The organism is Bradyrhizobium sp. AUGA SZCCT0169 (assembly GCF_018130085.1).
Classification (GTDB): domain Bacteria; phylum Pseudomonadota; class Alphaproteobacteria; order Rhizobiales; family Xanthobacteraceae; genus Bradyrhizobium.
Genome location: NZ_JAFCMC010000053.1, coordinates 25166 through 41017, shown reverse-complemented (window position 1 = coordinate 41017; position 15852 = coordinate 25166). Strand labels below are relative to the sequence as shown.

Below are 15852 nucleotides of genomic sequence, written 5' to 3'. Positions count from 1 at the left end.
CCGAAGTGTCACAATATGAATCACACAAAATGCCGATTCGGGAATCCCCGACATCAGATGTGTGCATGCCCTAGGGCGAAGGCCGGGACGATACGCCGCGGCCTATCGATTTGCCGAAAGTGGATGCGACCGCCTCGCATAACCACAAAAGCTTGTGGTTATGGGTCCCGGCCTTCGCCGGGACGACGAGGGTGAGTTACGCCACGCTCTCCAGATACGCCTCTTCCGCGGCCTGCACCGCGTCGGGGGTTCCGACATGCATCCAGACGCCGTCGAGCCGCAGGCCGAACAGCCGCTCCTGCTCATTGGCCTGGTCGAACAATTTCGTCAGCGAGAACTCGCCCGCGGGCGCACCTGCAAACAGCGACGGCGACATGATCGCGGCGCCGGCGTAGACGAACGGCACCACCTGATGTTCACGCCGCTTGCGCAGCGCGCCGTCCGGCAGCATCGAGTAATCGCCGCGGCCGCTGTAACCGATGCTGCTTGTGGTCGGCGCCATCAACAGCAGTATATCCATGCGCGCGGGATCGAAGGTCTCGGCCAGCCGCGTCAGATTGGGCCGCACGCCGTCGATCCACATGGTGTCGGCGTTGAGATGGAAGAACGGCTCGTTGCCGAGCAAGGGCAGGGCCTTCACGACGGCGCCGCCGGTGCCGAGCACCTGATCGCGTTCATCGGAGATGGTAATGCGGGGGCGGGTCCGGGAGGCGGTGTGCTCAATGATCTGGTCGGGCAGGTAATGCACGTTGACCACGGCTTCGCTGACGCCGGCGGCAGCCAGCTTGTCCAGCACGTGATCGAGCAGCGGCTGGCCCATCACGCGCACCAGCGGCTTTGGCATGTGATCGGTCAACGGGCGCATCCGCAGGCCGAGACCGGCGGCGAGGACCATGGCTTTCTTTGGCGTGACGGACATTTATGGAATTTCTCGAAACGGATCAGCGCTTCGGATCATATCACGGTGATTCGGCTGATCCAGCGACTGTGAGGCCATAGTCATTGCAGATGACGACTGTAAGACGACGCTGGCGCGGCGGGACTCATGCTTCGGCGGTCTCCGCGCCGCGCTTGCCGGCCGCCTTTTTCTTCTTGTCGCCCTGCTTCAGGAAATTGACGCCGATCTGGTCGCCATTGACCCAGGCCAGTTCACAGCGGCGGTAGGCCAGTCCCGTGGACGACAGCAGCAGGAAGAATTCCTTCAGGTGCAAACCCTCGACGGAGCCTTCCACCGTCAGCTTGGCGCCGGTCTCGGAGACGTCTTCCATCACGCATTCGCGCCGCCAGGTGCCGTCGATGCCCATCATATGCGCCGGATAACCGCGCTCGAATGTGACGCGATCTCCCTTGCGCCGTTCTGATGTCGCCATCGCCGTATTCCCGGATTTGAAGCAGCCGCTCGCACGCACGGAGCATAGGCTTCGCCAGATTAGAGCCGGGTTGGCTAACAAGTGGTAAATCAGGCGACCGGCGGCGGCACGTTGGCGGCGTACCATTCGCGAAAACCCGCCAGGGCCGGGTGGGCCAATGAACGAGTAAGATAGGTCCAGATCCGCGGCTGATGGCGCAGATATTGCGGCTTGCCGTCGCGCCCGTTGAGCCGCGCGAACGTGCCGAGCAGGCGGGTATTCCGCTGCGCCGACATGATGGCGTAGAGCTCGGCGAAGCTGGCCGGATCGAAGTTGCTGTCGGCTACGCGCCGCGCCTTGATGTAGCGGGTCAGCAGCGTCAGCTCGAGCGCCTCGGGCACGTCGATCCGCGCGTCCTGCAACAGCGACACCAGGTCATAGGCGGCAGGTCCCAGTACGGCGTCCTGGAAATCGATGATGCCGACCCGCAGGATTCCGGAACGATCATCGAGCCAGATGATGTTGGGGGAATGGAAGTCCCGGATCACCCAGGTTCGTGGCGCGGCCGACGGTTTCTTCAAGAGGTCCCGCCACATCGCGACGAATTCGTCGCGCAGCTTCTGGCTTGGCTCGACGCCGCGATCGGGCATGTACCATTCGAGCATCAGCCCCATCTCGACCAGCCACGCTTCGGTGTCGAATACGGGAATGGCGTGGGTCGATTGCAAGGTCAGCAGCAGGATGTCCGGCAGCGGCTCGCGATGCAGCGCCGCCAGCATGTCGGTCGCGGCCTCGTAGCGCTCCACGATCGGCTGCGGCGGATCGCCTTCGACGATGCCGGCGTGGCCGAAATCCTCGGTGATCAGGAAACCGGCATCGAGGTCTTGGTGGCGGATAGCCGGCGCCGAGAAGCCGCGTTCGCGCAAGCCGTTGGCGATGGCGACGAACGGCTTGACGTCTTCGGCCAGATGCACGGCGGCGCTGTAGGACTTTCCGTCATAGATCGCCGGGCCGTCCGGCCGCTTCGGCGAATTCATCAGGATGGCGGTGCCGTCCAGATGCAGCCGCGCATAGGAGCGCGTCGAGGCATCGCCCGGCATGCGCTCGCGTTGCGCTCCCATAAAGCCTGAGGTATCGAGGAACTGGCGCAGCGCCTTGAGCCTTTCGACCTGCGCCGCCGCCTTGCCATAGCCGGTAAACTCGGCGGCGCGCGCGCTGGATCCGAGCGCGGGACGATGGCTGAAGGCGATGTCGATGCGGTCGTCCGGCAGCGCGTCGGCTGCGCGCTCCGGCCATTCGATCAGCGCCAGCGCGCCCTCAGGCAGCGGCGACAGGCCGATTTCCTCCAACTCGCTCGCATCGTTGATGCGATAGAGATCGGCATGAACGATCGGAAACGGCTGGTCATAGCTTTGCGCCAGCGTGAATGTCGGGCTCGGCACTTCCAGCGTCTCGTCGCTGGCGAGGTAGCGGATCATCGCCCGCGCCGCGGATGTCTTGCCGGCGCCGAGATCGCCCGACAGCGTGATCACATCGCCCGGGCCAACCAGCAACGCAAGATCGGCCATCAGTTGCGCGGTCGCGGTCTCGTTCGCGAGCGCCACCGAGAATGTCGCTGATACGGTCATTCGGCGGCGTTGCGGTGGGCGTTCTGGTCGATCGGAAAGTCGCACGTGACCGTCGTGCCCTTGCCGAGCTCCGAATCGACCCGCACCTTGCCGCCGTGCAGTTCGACAAAGGAGCGCACCAGCGACAGACCAAGCCCTGCGCCGCGGTGCCGCGAGCCGTTGGAATGGCTCTCGAACCAGTCGAACACCTTGTCCTTGACGTCGGGCGGGATACCCGGACCGGAATCTGTGACGGTGAAGATGACGCGATGCTCGTTGCGCCGCGCGCTGATGCTGACGGTTGCATCATGCGGCGAGAAGCCGACGGCATTGGCGAGCAGATTATAGAGCACCTGCACCACGCGGCGTTCGTCGCCGGTGAAGTCGCCGATGCTGGGATCGATGTCGACCCTGAGTTCGATGCGGTCGGTGGCGAGCCGGTCCTGAATGCCTTCTCTGGCCTGCTCGATGGCTTTGGCGATGTTGACCGGGCCGAGCTCGAGCTTCATGGCGCCGGCGTCGATGGTGGCGAGATCGAGGATGTTGTTGGTCAGCGCCAGCAGCGCGTTGGTGGATTTGGTGACGTAGTCGAGATACTCGGCCTGCTTTGGCGTCAGCGGACCGGTCGAGGGATCGCTCAGGAAGTGCGCGAAGCCGATGATGGTGGTGAGCGGGGCGCGCAGCTCGTAGGACACGTGGTGGACGAAATCGACCTTCATCTGGTCGGCGGTCTCGAGCGCCTCGTTGCGTTCGCGCAGCGCGCGCTCGACATTCTCGGTGTCGGTGATGTCCTGGAAGGTCAGCATGGTGGCGCCGTCCGGCAGCGGCATGGTCATGCAGGTCAGCACGCTGCCGTCCTTGCGCTCGAGCTTCAGCGCCACCTGCGCCCGGTTGCCGATCGCGGTAATCGCCTCGCGCAATGCGCGCCAGGTCAGGGCGTCGTCGAACAGCGGCTTGCACCAGGTTTCCACGGTCTCGATGTGGGGCTGCTCGCGCAGCTGCTCTTCCGACAGCTTCCAGATCTTGGCGAAGGCGGGATTGAACAGTTCCACCCGGCCATTGCTGCCGAACACCGCGACCGCTTCGGCGAGATTGCTGAGCGTCTCGTGCTGCACCCTCGTCAGCCCGTCGAACCGCCGCGCCAGATCGAGGCTTTCGGTGACATTGTCGAACAAATAGGTGACGCCGCCTTCGAGGTTCGGCGTGGTGACGACGCTGACCGCGCGGCCGTCGGGCAGGAACCAGGTGTAGGTCTCCGGCTCGACCGCGCGATAGGCCTCGTGCAGCTTGGCTTTCCAGGCCCGGAAGTCCGGCTGCTCCGGGAGTTTGCGCGTGGCGCGCAGCCGGTCGAGCACACTGGAATCGTCGGGCTGGCCGTCGAGGAAGGTCTGATCGAGGCCCCACAGCCGGCGGTAGGATTCGTTGTAGAAGGCGAGCCGGCGCTGGGCGTCGAATACCGCAACCCCCGACGACAATTGGTCGAGGGTACGGCGATGCGCCTCCACCATCCGCTGCAGCGCGGCGCGCAGCTGGGTCGCCTCGCTGGCGTCGATCGCGATGCCGGCGCTGCCGCCGCCAAGCTTCAAGGCCTGCACGTCATAGATCCGTCGTTCGCCGCTGACGACGATCGGCAGCCGCGCGCTGAAGCTGGAACTGTCGTTCAAGGTCCGGCTCATGTCGGTGCGCTGGTCGGTTTCCAAAAGTTCGAGGTTGCGACGGACGACATCGGCGACGCTGGTTCCTTCGGTCGCTCGCACATAGGCCGTATTGGCGTAGCGCAGATTGCCCTCGGGGCTCTTGGCCCAGATCGGCCAGGGCGCAGCCGCGGCGAAGTCACGCAGCAGCTCGGTCTCTTCCTGCAGCGTCTTGTAGCGCAGGTTGGATTCGGCGAGTTCGCGGCGCAACCCGCCAAGTTCGCGAATCCGAACAACGGCTTGGCCACCGATGGCGCGGCCCATCGCCTCGATCGCGCGGCCGTTCGAGGTCGAGAGGTTGAGCAGAAAGCCTTCCCCGGCCTCGCGCAACGCATCGACGGCATGGTCCATCTGCAGCGCCGGTTCCGGGGGCAACCAGGTTCCAAAGGCGAGGATCCGCTGCGGTGAATTTTGCAACGCTTCCTGCGAGATCAACAGCGCGGTGTCACCGCTGATCTGGGGCCGGCTGTCGCCTGCGGCCCAGGAGATCAGAACTTGCGGCTCGGCGAACAGCAGCGCCCGCAAGCGGTCGGCCTGAACCTGCAGATCGGCGATGTCTTGGCGCAGGCGGACCTCGGTGCGGGTCGCCTTGACGCGGGTGCGCATCAGCAGGATCGCCGCCACGACGGTAAAGCCGAGCAGCGACAATGCCGTGGTCAGTACCGCGAATTCCTGCTGATTGAGGTCGAGCCAGGCCGAAATCACCTCGGAGAGCGGCAAATCGCCGGCCAAGGCCGGTTCCGATACGATGGATAAAGCAGAGGCGAGCGCAATCATGCCGTGACGTGCCAGTGAGGTGCACGACAGCAGGTTTCGACGCATCGCCGCGACTACGCCCGACATGATTTGCCCCAGAACGCACGACTTCAGGCCCGGCGCTAACCCCCGCCGTGCACGAATCGAGTGAGAGTATCCCCAACGTGACTCCGTGGGTAAGAGTCCAGACCGTGAACGTGAATCCGGCTGTGCAAAAATGGGCGGATAACGCTCGCGCTCAACGCCCGGTCGAGCCGAAACCGCCGGCGCCGCGGTCGGTGGTCGATAGCATCTCGACCTTGACCAGTTGCGCCTGCGTGACCGGCGCGATCACCATCTGCGCAATGCGGTCGCCGCGCCGGATCGGGAACGGCGCCTCGCCATGGTTGATCAGGATCACGTTGATCTCGCCGCGATAATCCGCATCCACCGTGCCGGGCGTATTGAGGACGGTGACGCCGTGCTTTGCCGCCAGCCCCGAGCGCGGCCGCACCTGCGCCTCAAATCCCCTGGGCAATGCGATGGCAAGGCCGGTGGGCACCATCGCATATTTGCCCGGGGTGAGGATCAGCGGCGTTTCCGCCGGCACCGCCGCCAGCAGATCCAGCCCCGCGGCGTCCGCGCTCTGATAGGCCGGCAGCGCGAGGCCCTCGGCGTGCGGCAATTGCATGATGTCGACCTTGACCGATGCGCTCACGAATTCTTCTCCAGTGATTTTGCGATCCGCGCCACCAGTTCGGTCGCGACCTGTTCTTTCGTCATGACCGGCCAGGAGTCCACTTCAATATTGTCCACTGCAATGTTACCGGCGCCGATTTCTTTGCCGGCGCGCTGCAGCAGGTGCACGGTGTTGCGGTCGCCGCCCATCACGCCGGTTGCCGGCGACACGTCATTGGCGACGATCCAGTCGCAGCCTTTGCGCGCGATCTTGGCCTTTGCGTTTTCGATCAGATGCTCGGTCTCGGCGGCGAAGCCGATCACCAGCGGCGGCCGCTTGTCCTTCATTTTTGAAATCGTCGCCAGGATGTCGGGATTTTCGACCAGCTGCAGCGGCGGCATGCCGGCCGATGTCTTCTTCAATTTCTGCTCGCCCTCATTGGCGACGCGCCAGTCGGCCACGGCAGCGGCGAAGATCGCGATATCCGCCGGCAATGCGGCCTCGACCCGATGCAGCATGTCGCGCGCCGATTCTACCCGGATCACCGTCACGCCTGCCGGATCGCGCAAGTCTACCGGGCCGGACACCAGCGTCACGTCGGCGCCCGCGGCGTGCGCCGCGGCGGCGATCGCAAAACCCTGCTTGCCCGATGAGCGGTTGGCGATATAGCGCACCGGATCGATCGGCTCATGGGTCGGGCCCGCTGTTATCAGCACGCGTTTTCCCAACAGCGGACGCGGGCGCGGCGGGCGCAGGATGTCGACCGCGGCAGCGGCAATTTCCACAGCCTCAGACATCCGTCCGACGCCGGCCTCGTTGGTTTCGGCCATCTCGCCGGCATTGGGGCCGATCATGGTGACCCCGTCGCGCCGAAGCTGCAGCACGTTACGGCGGGTGGCGGCGTTGTTCCACATCAAGGGGTTCATTGCCGGTGCCAGTAGGATCGGCCTGTTGGCAGCCAGCAGGATAGCGCTGGCGAGGTCGTCGGCGTGGCCATGCGCCATCTTCGCCATCAGGTCGGCCGTCGCCGGTGCGACCACGATCAGATCGCATTCACGCGCTAGGCGGATGTGACCGGCGTCGAATTCGCTGCCGGGGTCGAACAGGTCGGTATAGACGCGCTCATGCGACAGCGCGCTCGCCGACAGCGGCGTGACGAATTGCTGCGCCGCCTTGGTCAGCACGCAGCGCACCTCGATGCGCCGCTCCTTCAGCCGCCGGATCAGTTCGAGCGATTTGAAGGCGGCGATGCCGCCACCGATGATCAGCGTGACGCTGGCCTGATTGGCCGCATCGGCGATCGCCGGCGCGCGCGCGGAGGCTTCCGCAGGCGACGCCATGGCGGCAGACGGCGAGCCGGGAAAATCGGGGCGGCCCTGGATGAGTTCGCCCAGGATGACCCGGACTTCCTCTTCCACGGAACGGCCGTTGCCGGCGGATCGCAGCCGCAAATAGGCCTTTACGGCGTCGTCGAGCTTTCGGATGGTGAGGCTGGCCATGGGTCGCTCCAGGCAGGCATGATGTCAATGCTAGCATATGATGCATGCATTGCAATCAAATTTGCCGGACGGCCACCAGAATCCCGATGAAGGTCACCGCGATGATCCAGAGCGCCACGGTGCGCCAGCGGCTCTTGCGCCCCTCGGCCCTGCCCAGCGCCGCAATCGTCTCCGGCGACAGTGTGACGCCCTCCCGGGTCATCTTCTCCAATTGCTCCAGTACCGCCACCGAGCGCGTGGCGATGGCCGGGAGGCCCGTCAGGACGCGGCCAAGATCGCCCGCACCGGACACCGCGCCCTGAATGCGGCCTATGGGTCCGAGATTGCGCTCGATCCATTCGCGCACCACGGGATCGGCGACCTTCCAGATATCGAGCTTGGGATCGAAGCCCCGCGCCACCCCTTCGACCACCACCATGGTCTTTTGCAGCAGGATCAGTTCGGGGCGGGTCTGCATGTCGAACAGCCCGGTGACCTCGAGCAGCAAGGTCAGGAGCTTCGCCATCGAGATGTCTTCGGCGATGCGGTTGTGGATCGGCTCGCCGATGGCGCGGATCGCCTGCGCGAAATTCTCCACCGAGTGATGGCCCGGCACATAGCCGGCCTCGAAATGCACCTCGGCGACGCGGCGATAGTCGCGTGTGATGAAGCCCAGAAGAATTTCGGCGAGGAAGCGCCGCTCCTTCGGGCCAAGCCGGCCCATGATGCCGAAATCGACGGCGACCAGCCGGCCGGTGTCATCCAGGAACAGATTACCGGGGTGCATGTCGGCATGGAAGAAGCCGTCGCGCAGCGCGTGGCGCAGGAAACTCTGGATCACCTTGCGCCCGAGATCGGGCAGGTCGACCTGCGCTTGTGCGAGGCGCGCGTGGTCGTTGAGCGCGATGCCGTCGATCCACTCCATCGTCAGCACGTTGTGGGTGGTGCGGTCCCAATCCACGGCCGGCACGCGGAAATCCGGATCGTCGCGCGTATTTTCCGCCATCTCGGACATCGCGGCCGCTTCCAGCCGCAAGTCCATCTCCATCGCGACCGAGCGCGACATCGTGTTGATGACCTCGATCAGCCGCAGCCGGCGCGCTTCAGCCGAATGCGCTTCGGCATTGTGCGCGACAAAGAAGAAATCAGCGAGGTCGCGGCGGAAACGCATGGCGACATTGGGGCGTAGCACCTTGACAGCGACCGATTTACGAACGCCATCGCGTGCGACTTCGCCGCGATGCACCTGCGCGATCGAAGCTGCGGCGACCGACGGCCCGAGGCTCGCAAACGCCTGCGCCACAGGGCGTTCCAGCGATGTCGCAATGACGGCCTCGGCCTCGATCTGTGAAAACGGCGGCAGCCGGTCTTGCAAGGCTTCCAGGTCGCGCGCCATCGCGACGCCGACCACGTCGGGCCGTGTTGCGAGAAATTGTCCGAGCTTGAGATAGGCGGGACCAAGCCGGGTCAGCGCCCGCGACAGCCGCGGGCCGGATTTGGCGCCGGGCCGCTCGATGATCCGCGCCAGTTTGAGCGCAAGTTGCCCGGGTGGCGGCACCAGGCTCGGATCGACCACGCCGAACACGCCCTCGCGTGCGAACACAAAGCCGGCGCGGACGAGCCGCGCGATGTGGGTCGCCGCAGAAATCACAAACGCCAGCCCGAATGCAGCGCCACGATACCGCCGGACAGGCTTTCCCATTTCACCCGCGAAAAGCCGGCGGCGCTGATCATCTCGGCAAAGGCGTTGGGTCTCGGAAATTTCCGGATCGATTCAACGAGGTATTGGTAGGACTCGGCGTCGCCGGTCACGGCGCGGCCGAGCGGCGGGATCACCTTGAACGAGAAAAAGTCATAGAGCCGGTCGAGCCCGGGCACATCGACGGTGGAGAATTCCAGGCACAGGAATCTGCTGCCGGGTCTGAGCACGCGATAGGCTTCCTTCAGCGCGGCATCGATCCGCGGCACGTTGCGGATGCCGAACGCGATCGTATAGGCGTCGAACGTGCGATCCGGAAATTCCAGCGCCTCGGCATTGCCCTCGACGAACGAAACCTGCTGGTCGAGATGCCGCGCCAATGCACGGTTGCGGCCGACGCCGAGCATCTCGGTATTGATGTCGCAGACCGTGGCGTGGAAGCCCGTGCCTGCCGCCTTGGCGGCGCGGAACGCGATGTCGCCGGTGCCGCCGGCAACATCCAGCAGTGCGAACGGCGCATCGCCCTTCGGCGGATTGAGCTTGTTGATCATGATGTCTTTCCAGGCCCGGTGCAGGCCCGCCGACATCAGATCGTTCATCAAATCATAGCGCGACGCCACGCTGTGAAACACGTCGTTCACCAGCGTCTGCTTGTCCCCAAGGGGGACGTCCCTGAAGCCAAAATGCGTCGTTTGGTCCGGCCGATCCATCAACTTATCTCCATGGCCTGACCATAGCGCGCCCGCCGCAATGGCGCTATCACGTCACCTTCATAAGGTGAATACCTGCATGCCTGAATTACCCGAAGTTGAGACCGTCCGCCGCGGCCTGCAACCCGCCATGGAGGGGGCCAAAATCGTCAAGGCGGAAGCCCGGCGGAAAGATCTGCGGTTTCCCTTTCAAAAAGACTTTATCGCGCGGCTGGAGGGCCAGACCGTGACCGGCCTTGGCCGCCGCGCCAAATATCTGATGGCGGACCTGACCTCGGGCGACGTGCTGCTGATGCACCTGGGCATGTCCGGCTCGTTTCGCGTGCTGGAAAACGGCGGCAGCAAGAATACACCCGGCCAATTCCATCTCCCGCGCAGCGAAGACCGCGCCCATGATCATGTCGTGTTCCACATGTCATCGGGCGCCTCTGTCGTGTTCAACGACCCGCGCCGCTTCGGTTACATGAAGATTATCGCCCGCAACGCGCTGGAGGATGAGCCGCTGCTGAAAGGGCTCGGTCCCGAACCGCTCGGCAATGAATTTGACGCGTTGATGCTCGCGCAATCCTGCCACAACAAGAAGACCAGCCTGAAGGCCGCTTTGCTCGACCAGCGCGTGGTGGCGGGACTTGGCAATATCTATGTCTGCGAAGCGCTCTATCGCGCCCATCTGTCGCCGCGCCGGCTCGCGGCGACCCTGGCGACGAAGAAGGCCGAACCGACCGAACACGCCAAGCGCCTGGTCGGCTCGATCCACGATGTCTTGAACCAGGCGATCAAGGCCGGTGGTTCCTCGATCAGCGACCATCGCCAGACCTCAGGCGAGCTCGGTTATTTCCAGCACTCGTTCCAGGTCTATGACCGCGAAGGCGAGAAATGCCAGACCGCGCGCTGCGGCGGCATCGTGCGGCGCTTCGTCCAGAACGGCCGCTCGACCTTCTGGTGCCCGAAATGCCAGAAGTAAAACGCGCCACGCGCCCCTGCCGTACAACAACAAGAAACAGGAAACACCATGACTAACTGGCGGGATCGCGCGGCCACCACTTTTCAATGTCAGAAGCAGCCGGCGACTTCCAGCCGCGGCATGGTGGTGAGCAATCATCCGCTGGCCTCGAGCGCGGGAGCCGAGATGCTGGCGGCCGGCGGCAACGCCATCGATGCGGCGATTGCGACGCTGTTCACGCTGACGGTGGTCGAGCCGATGATGGTCGGCATCATCGGCGGCGGCATGGCGCATATCAGGCTTGCGGATGGCAGCCATCGCTTCATCGATGGCCAGAGTTCCGTGCCGCTTTCGGTTCGTCCCGACACCTACAGATCAAAACCGGGTTCGGCGCATGACGTGTTCGATACCGTCGGCAGCGAAAACCTCAACGGCCCGAAAGCGGTCGCAACACCGGGCTCGCTGAAGGCCTGGTGCGAGACGCTGCAACGATTCGGCACCATGAGCCTTGCCGATGTGATGCAGCCGGCAATCAAGCACGCCGCGCGGGGCTATGCCGCGACGCCCTATCTGCACGAATGCATCAGCGACAGCGCGGCTGAGATGCTGAAGGACAAGGCGATTTCGGCGGTTTTTCTGCCGAAGGGGACGCCGCTGAAACCCGGCGAGCGGGTGGTGCAATCGGAATATGCGGAAACGCTGACGTACATTTCGCAGCATGGCGCAGCGGCGCTGTATCAGGGGCCGCTCGGCGATATCCTGGTCGATTACATGAAGGCGAACGGCGGCTTCATCGCCCGCGAGGACCTCACCACCTACAAAACGGTCGAGCGCCAGCCAATCCGCGCCGACTATCGCGGCTGGCAAATTATGGGACCACCGCCGCCCGCGGCCTCCGGCGTGCACATCGCGCAGATGCTCAACATTCTCGAAGGCTACGATATCGCCCGACTTGGGTTCGGCTCGGCGGAAACGATCCACTACCTCGCCGAAGTGCTGAAGATCGCATTCGCCGACCGCGCAGCGGCGAGCGGCGATCCGGATTTCGTCAACGTGCCGGTGGAACGGCTGACGTCAAAAGCCTATGCCGCGGAGCGCCGCCGCGTGGTCGATGCGGACCGCGCGCAGCCATGGAGCGCCGGTGTCGCGCAGCTCGAAGGTATCAACACCACGCATATGACGGCGGCGGATGCGTTTGGCAACGTGGTCGCGACCACGCAGACCATCAACAATCTGTTCGGCGCCAAGATCATGATCCCAGGTCTTGGCACCGTCCCGAACAACTACATGAACCTCTACGATCCCCGGCCCGGTCATGCGCTGTCGCTGGCGCCGGGCAAGCGCGTCACCACCTCGATGTCGCCAATGATGGCGCTGCGCGACGGCAAGCTGGTCTATGCGCTCGGCCTGCCCGGCGGAAAGCGGATCTTTCCGAGCGCGATGCAGGCGCTGATCAATCTGATCGACCATGGCATGAGCCTGCAGGAAGCCGTCGAGGCGCCGCGGGTCTGGACCGATGGCAATGCGCTCGAAGTGGAATCGGCGGTGCCGGAAAGCGTTCGCGGCAAACTCACAGCCATGGGCCACAGAGTGCAGGCGGTGCCCACGGTGGCCGGCGGCATGAACGCAATCCAGTTTCATGACGACGGCCGGATGTCGGGCGCAGCCTGCTGGCGAGCCGACGGCACACCGATCGGCATCGCGGGCGGCCTCGCGCGCGCCGGGGTGAGGTTCGGGCTGGCGTAAACTAAGTTTACTTCCTCACGCAGATCACGCGCACCACGGATGCTTTTGCGTCCGGTGATCCGCTGGCGCCGGTGACGCCATTGGCCTTGAGGAAATCGCGCACGGCATCTGATGTCACCAGCACCGCCTGTGCGGCGCCGTTCGCCGGCCCTGCGACGACCACCGGCTTCAGCAGCGCGATTCCGGCGAATTTGCCGTCGCCGTCGAGCGCGGCCGCGCCGGAAAAGCCGAGCGCGGGCGGCGGCGACAACGCGACGTCGCTGCTGCCGCCAAGTTGCGCGACCGAGGCCTTGACGCTGCTGACGGCACCGCCGCCGCCCTGGTTCTGTGGATCGGCAATGCCGGTCAGGTCGAGCGCCGTCTTCGAGGCGGCGTTGGCGAGATTGAGCGGCTTCAGTCCACGCGCGCCATAGATGCGCAGCAAAGCGAGATCGTGCGCCTTGTCCTCGGCCACACGGTCGGCATTGCCGAAGCCGGCGATCGTGACCGCGACGCAGCCGTCGGTGATCTGGCGGTCGGCGATGATCGCGCCGTCGTCGCTGACCACGACGCCGGTGCCATATTCCACGGTCTTGCGCGGCGGGGGGCCTGCGACCTGCGGGCCGGTTGGAAACGCGTTGAACGCGCTCGACATCGCGATCACCACTGGCTCCACGGTGTTTTCCGTGGCCTGGTCGTAGAGGATGGTGAGGATGCGGACCTCATCGCCCTTGAAGGTGCCGCGCACATAGAACTTCTTCAGGCCTTGCAGGCCGGACAGCACGAAGAAGTCCGGCTTCACCACCGTGTAATCGATCTTGCGCTGGGCTTCCTTCTTTTCCAGCTCGGCGAGCTTGGCCGTGGTGGGGGTCGCTTCCTTGCGCCGCGCCAGTTGAATCTGAATGGTTCCGGTCGGTGACGTCCATTTGGTGCCGTTGGCATCGCTGGCCTGCTGCGGCACCAGCTTGGAGGGAATGCCGAGCCGCACGCCGGTGAGGGGATCGGTGACGATCTTCCAGCCGACATTTTCCTGTCGCTTCCTGGCGGTGTCGGCGAGGCTGCCGCGCTCCTGCGGATTGAGCACGCCGGTCTCCTTGGCCCCGCGGCTCTTCTGGAATTCCTTGATCGCCTTGACCATGCGCTCGCTGACATCGCCGGTGATCGCGCCATTGTACTGGCCAACCCAGGCGAGGTCGGATTGCAGCGCCAGTCGTTCGGCCTGCGACATCGCGTTGGCGGTCTCCTCGGGCTTTTGCAGCGCGGGCCGGATCGGCACCGTCGTGACCGGCTTCGGCTTGGCGCCGGCCGTGGAGGGCGGCGTCAACTGGGCCTGAGCGGACGATCCCAGGCTCGCGAAAATGGCGGCCGAGACCATCAATGTTGCTGAAAACACCGATCTCATGACAAATCCCAGGGAATACGCGGAATCGGGAGGGAATATTGGAGCGATCATTGACCTCGGGTCAATTAAGCACATCTGCTTGGTCAGCAACAACAGCGCCCCGGTTCACGGACGGCGCATGGGAATAGACCGACGATGCTGACCGCCGACGAACTCGAACGCTATGCCCGCCACATCGTGCTGCGCGAGGTCGGCGGCCCCGGCCAGACCGCCCTGAAGGAGGCGTCCGTGCTGGTGATCGGCGCCGGCGGTCTCGGCGCCCCGGTCCTGATGTATCTCGCCGCCGCCGGCATCGGCACGCTCGGCGTGGTCGACGACGATATTGTCTCGCTGTCCAACCTGCAGCGCCAGATCATCCACACGACGCCCGATATCGGCAAGCGCAAGGTCGATAGTGCCGCGCAGCAGATCGACGCGCTCAACCCGCATGTCAACTTCGAGGCGCATGCGGTGCGCCTCGATGCTGGCAACGCGATGTCGCTGATCGGCGGTTATGATCTGGTGCTCGACGGGTCTGACAATTTCGAAACCCGCTATCTTGTTTCCGACGCCTGCTTCCTCGCGGCCAAGCCGCTGATCACGGCGGCGCTCGGTCAGTTCGACGGATCGCTGACCACGATCCGCGCCCATGAACGGGGCGCTGACGGCGAGTTCAATCCGACCTATCGCTGTCTGTTTCCAGAGGCGCCGCCGCCGGGCACGGTGCCGGCCTGCGCCGAGGCCGGCGTGATGGGCGCGCTCGCGGGCATGCTGGGATCGATGATGGCGCTGGAAGCGATTCGCGAGATCGTCGGCTTCGGCGACAGCCTGGTCGGACGGCTGGTGATGGTGGACGCCCGCGCGATGCGGTTCGAAACCCTGCGCTACCGGCGCGATCCGGCCAACCCGCTCAATGGTGATGCGCCCACGATCACTGATCTAAGTGCGCACCGGTGAGGACTGGCGGCATCCGCCGTCAGTCGATGTCGGCAATCTGCTTCTCGTAGTCAGACGCGTTTGATTTATCCGTCATGACCTGCGGGCAACGGAAGCACGCCGCTTTGCCTTCCTGACGGAACCAGCGGCAGGTGGGGCGAATCTCGCAGGCGGGAAGCGCGTTCACGACAGCCGGAACGCCTTCAACGATCCGTTTGGCCAAGCTGCAGGTGTTGCCCTTGAAATGCTTGCAGCCGCCGCTGGCGCCCGCGCAGGGTGCCGCGATGCGGAACAGTTCCGTGGGCTTGGCATCTCCCGCAAGGGCAAGGACCTGTTCGGAGATTGGCACGGTCTCGGTGAGATATCCGACCCGGTGCTGCTCCGGCGTACCGGTGATTACGCCAAAGATTCGGGCGCCCTCGTCGGTCGCCTGCGAACTCGGGCAGTCGATCTGCTTCTTTAAATCCTTGGACATGAATCCCTCTATCTCGCTGCGCGTGCCGGGTGAGCTGCGTCTATCCTGAAATGAAAAGGCGTCCGGGATGGCGTCCGACGCACGACGCGCCGAACGCCATCTCGTCTCTTGATCGACTCAGAATAGAACCGTCTTTGTGGGTACCGGCATCGTCGGCGTCGGAAATCTGCCGAAGATGGTGATATCCTTGATGATATCGCCCAGCGATCCGCGGTTGATCGCAGCCCTGAAACCGGCTGCGACGATTTCAAGCTGCTCCGGGGTGAGCTGGACCGGTGCTTCGAGCGCGGGCTTCGCAGGCTCGACTGCGTTAATGTCGGACTTCTTCATCTGTCTTCTCCTGTCGCGAGACGAAGGGGCCATCCGCTTCGGCTGCTACAGGAGGCTAGGGACAGATTGGATGAGTTACCGTGATTTTGCTCACGGAACCCTCGCGCCGAG

General features: G+C 64.5%; 14 protein-coding genes. 3 read left to right on the top strand and 11 right to left on the bottom strand.

The genetic code is table 11. The features are described 5' to 3' along the window. Positions 1–196: 196 nt before the first annotated feature. The 8 genes from JQ609_RS33170 to ubiE form a co-directional block, all read right to left on the bottom strand. Entirely contained in the window at positions 197–919 is a 723-nt protein-coding gene (locus tag JQ609_RS33170; RefSeq protein ID WP_212210022.1) for a nucleotidyltransferase family protein, read from the bottom strand. Positions 920–1043: 124 nt separating this feature from the next. Next, positions 1044–1370, bottom strand: coding sequence for a PilZ domain-containing protein (locus JQ609_RS33165; RefSeq protein ID WP_212032028.1), 327 nt, complete (start codon positions 1368–1370; stop codon positions 1044–1046). A gap of 89 nt (positions 1371–1459) precedes the next feature. Beyond that, on the bottom strand, positions 1460–2977 hold the full coding sequence (tsaE, locus tag JQ609_RS33160; protein WP_212276803.1) for a tRNA (adenosine(37)-N6)-threonylcarbamoyltransferase complex ATPase subunit type 1 TsaE: 1518 nt from the start codon (positions 2975–2977) through the stop codon (positions 1460–1462). Further along, positions 2974–5493 carry a PAS domain-containing sensor histidine kinase gene (locus JQ609_RS33155; RefSeq protein WP_212276802.1) on the bottom strand — a complete coding sequence of 840 codons (2520 nt, stop codon included), beginning with the start codon at positions 5491–5493 and terminating at the stop codon, positions 2974–2976. The genes tsaE and JQ609_RS33155 overlap by 4 nt, the downstream gene beginning before the upstream one ends. A 151-nt stretch (positions 5494–5644) precedes the next feature. Beyond that, on the bottom strand, positions 5645–6103 hold the full coding sequence (dut, locus tag JQ609_RS33150) for a dUTP diphosphatase (protein ID WP_212276801.1): 459 nt from the start codon (positions 6101–6103) through the stop codon (positions 5645–5647). Beyond that, complete coding sequence (gene coaBC, locus JQ609_RS33145; RefSeq protein WP_212276800.1) at positions 6100–7563, bottom strand: bifunctional phosphopantothenoylcysteine decarboxylase/phosphopantothenate--cysteine ligase CoaBC; 1464 nt, start codon at positions 7561–7563, stop codon at positions 6100–6102. The genes dut and coaBC overlap by 4 nt, the downstream gene beginning before the upstream one ends. 55 nt (positions 7564–7618) lie before the next feature. After that, positions 7619–9193, bottom strand: a complete 1575-nt coding sequence (ubiB, locus tag JQ609_RS33140) for a 2-polyprenylphenol 6-hydroxylase (RefSeq protein WP_212276804.1) — start codon at positions 9191–9193, stop codon at positions 7619–7621. Next, the gene (ubiE, locus tag JQ609_RS33135) at positions 9190–9951 is read right to left on the bottom strand and encodes a bifunctional demethylmenaquinone methyltransferase/2-methoxy-6-polyprenyl-1,4-benzoquinol methylase UbiE (RefSeq protein ID WP_212210016.1); all 762 of its coding nucleotides are present in this window, start codon (positions 9949–9951) and stop codon (positions 9190–9192) included. The genes ubiB and ubiE overlap by 4 nt, the downstream gene beginning before the upstream one ends. Positions 9952–10030: 79 nt before the next feature. Here ubiE and mutM point away from each other — a divergent pair, with 79 nt between their 5' ends. Then, positions 10031–10915, top strand: a complete 885-nt coding sequence (mutM, locus tag JQ609_RS33130) for a bifunctional DNA-formamidopyrimidine glycosylase/DNA-(apurinic or apyrimidinic site) lyase (RefSeq protein WP_212210015.1) — start codon at positions 10031–10033, stop codon at positions 10913–10915. Positions 10916–10963: 48 nt separating this feature from the next. Further along, positions 10964–12640, top strand: coding sequence for a gamma-glutamyltransferase (gene ggt / locus JQ609_RS33125; protein WP_212276799.1), 1677 nt, complete (start codon positions 10964–10966; stop codon positions 12638–12640). Between the two features lie 7 nt (positions 12641–12647). Here the strand turns inward: ggt and JQ609_RS33120 are convergent, their stop codons facing one another. Then, the gene (locus JQ609_RS33120; RefSeq protein ID WP_212276798.1) at positions 12648–14021 is read right to left on the bottom strand and encodes a serine protease; all 1374 of its coding nucleotides are present in this window, start codon (positions 14019–14021) and stop codon (positions 12648–12650) included. Between the two features lie 135 nt (positions 14022–14156). On the opposite strand from JQ609_RS33120, the gene JQ609_RS33115 reads away from it, so the two are divergent. Then, on the top strand, positions 14157–14957 hold the full coding sequence (locus JQ609_RS33115; RefSeq protein ID WP_212276797.1) for a molybdopterin-synthase adenylyltransferase MoeB: 801 nt from the start codon (positions 14157–14159) through the stop codon (positions 14955–14957). Between the two features lie 19 nt (positions 14958–14976). Here JQ609_RS33115 and JQ609_RS33110 read toward each other — a convergent pair whose 3' ends face one another. Then, entirely contained in the window at positions 14977–15411 is a 435-nt protein-coding gene (locus JQ609_RS33110; RefSeq protein WP_212276796.1) for a hypothetical protein, read from the bottom strand. A 117-nt stretch (positions 15412–15528) separates the two neighbouring features. Beyond that, entirely contained in the window at positions 15529–15741 is a 213-nt protein-coding gene (locus tag JQ609_RS33105) for a hypothetical protein (RefSeq protein WP_192736254.1), read from the bottom strand. Between the last annotated feature and the right edge of the window lie 111 nt (positions 15742–15852).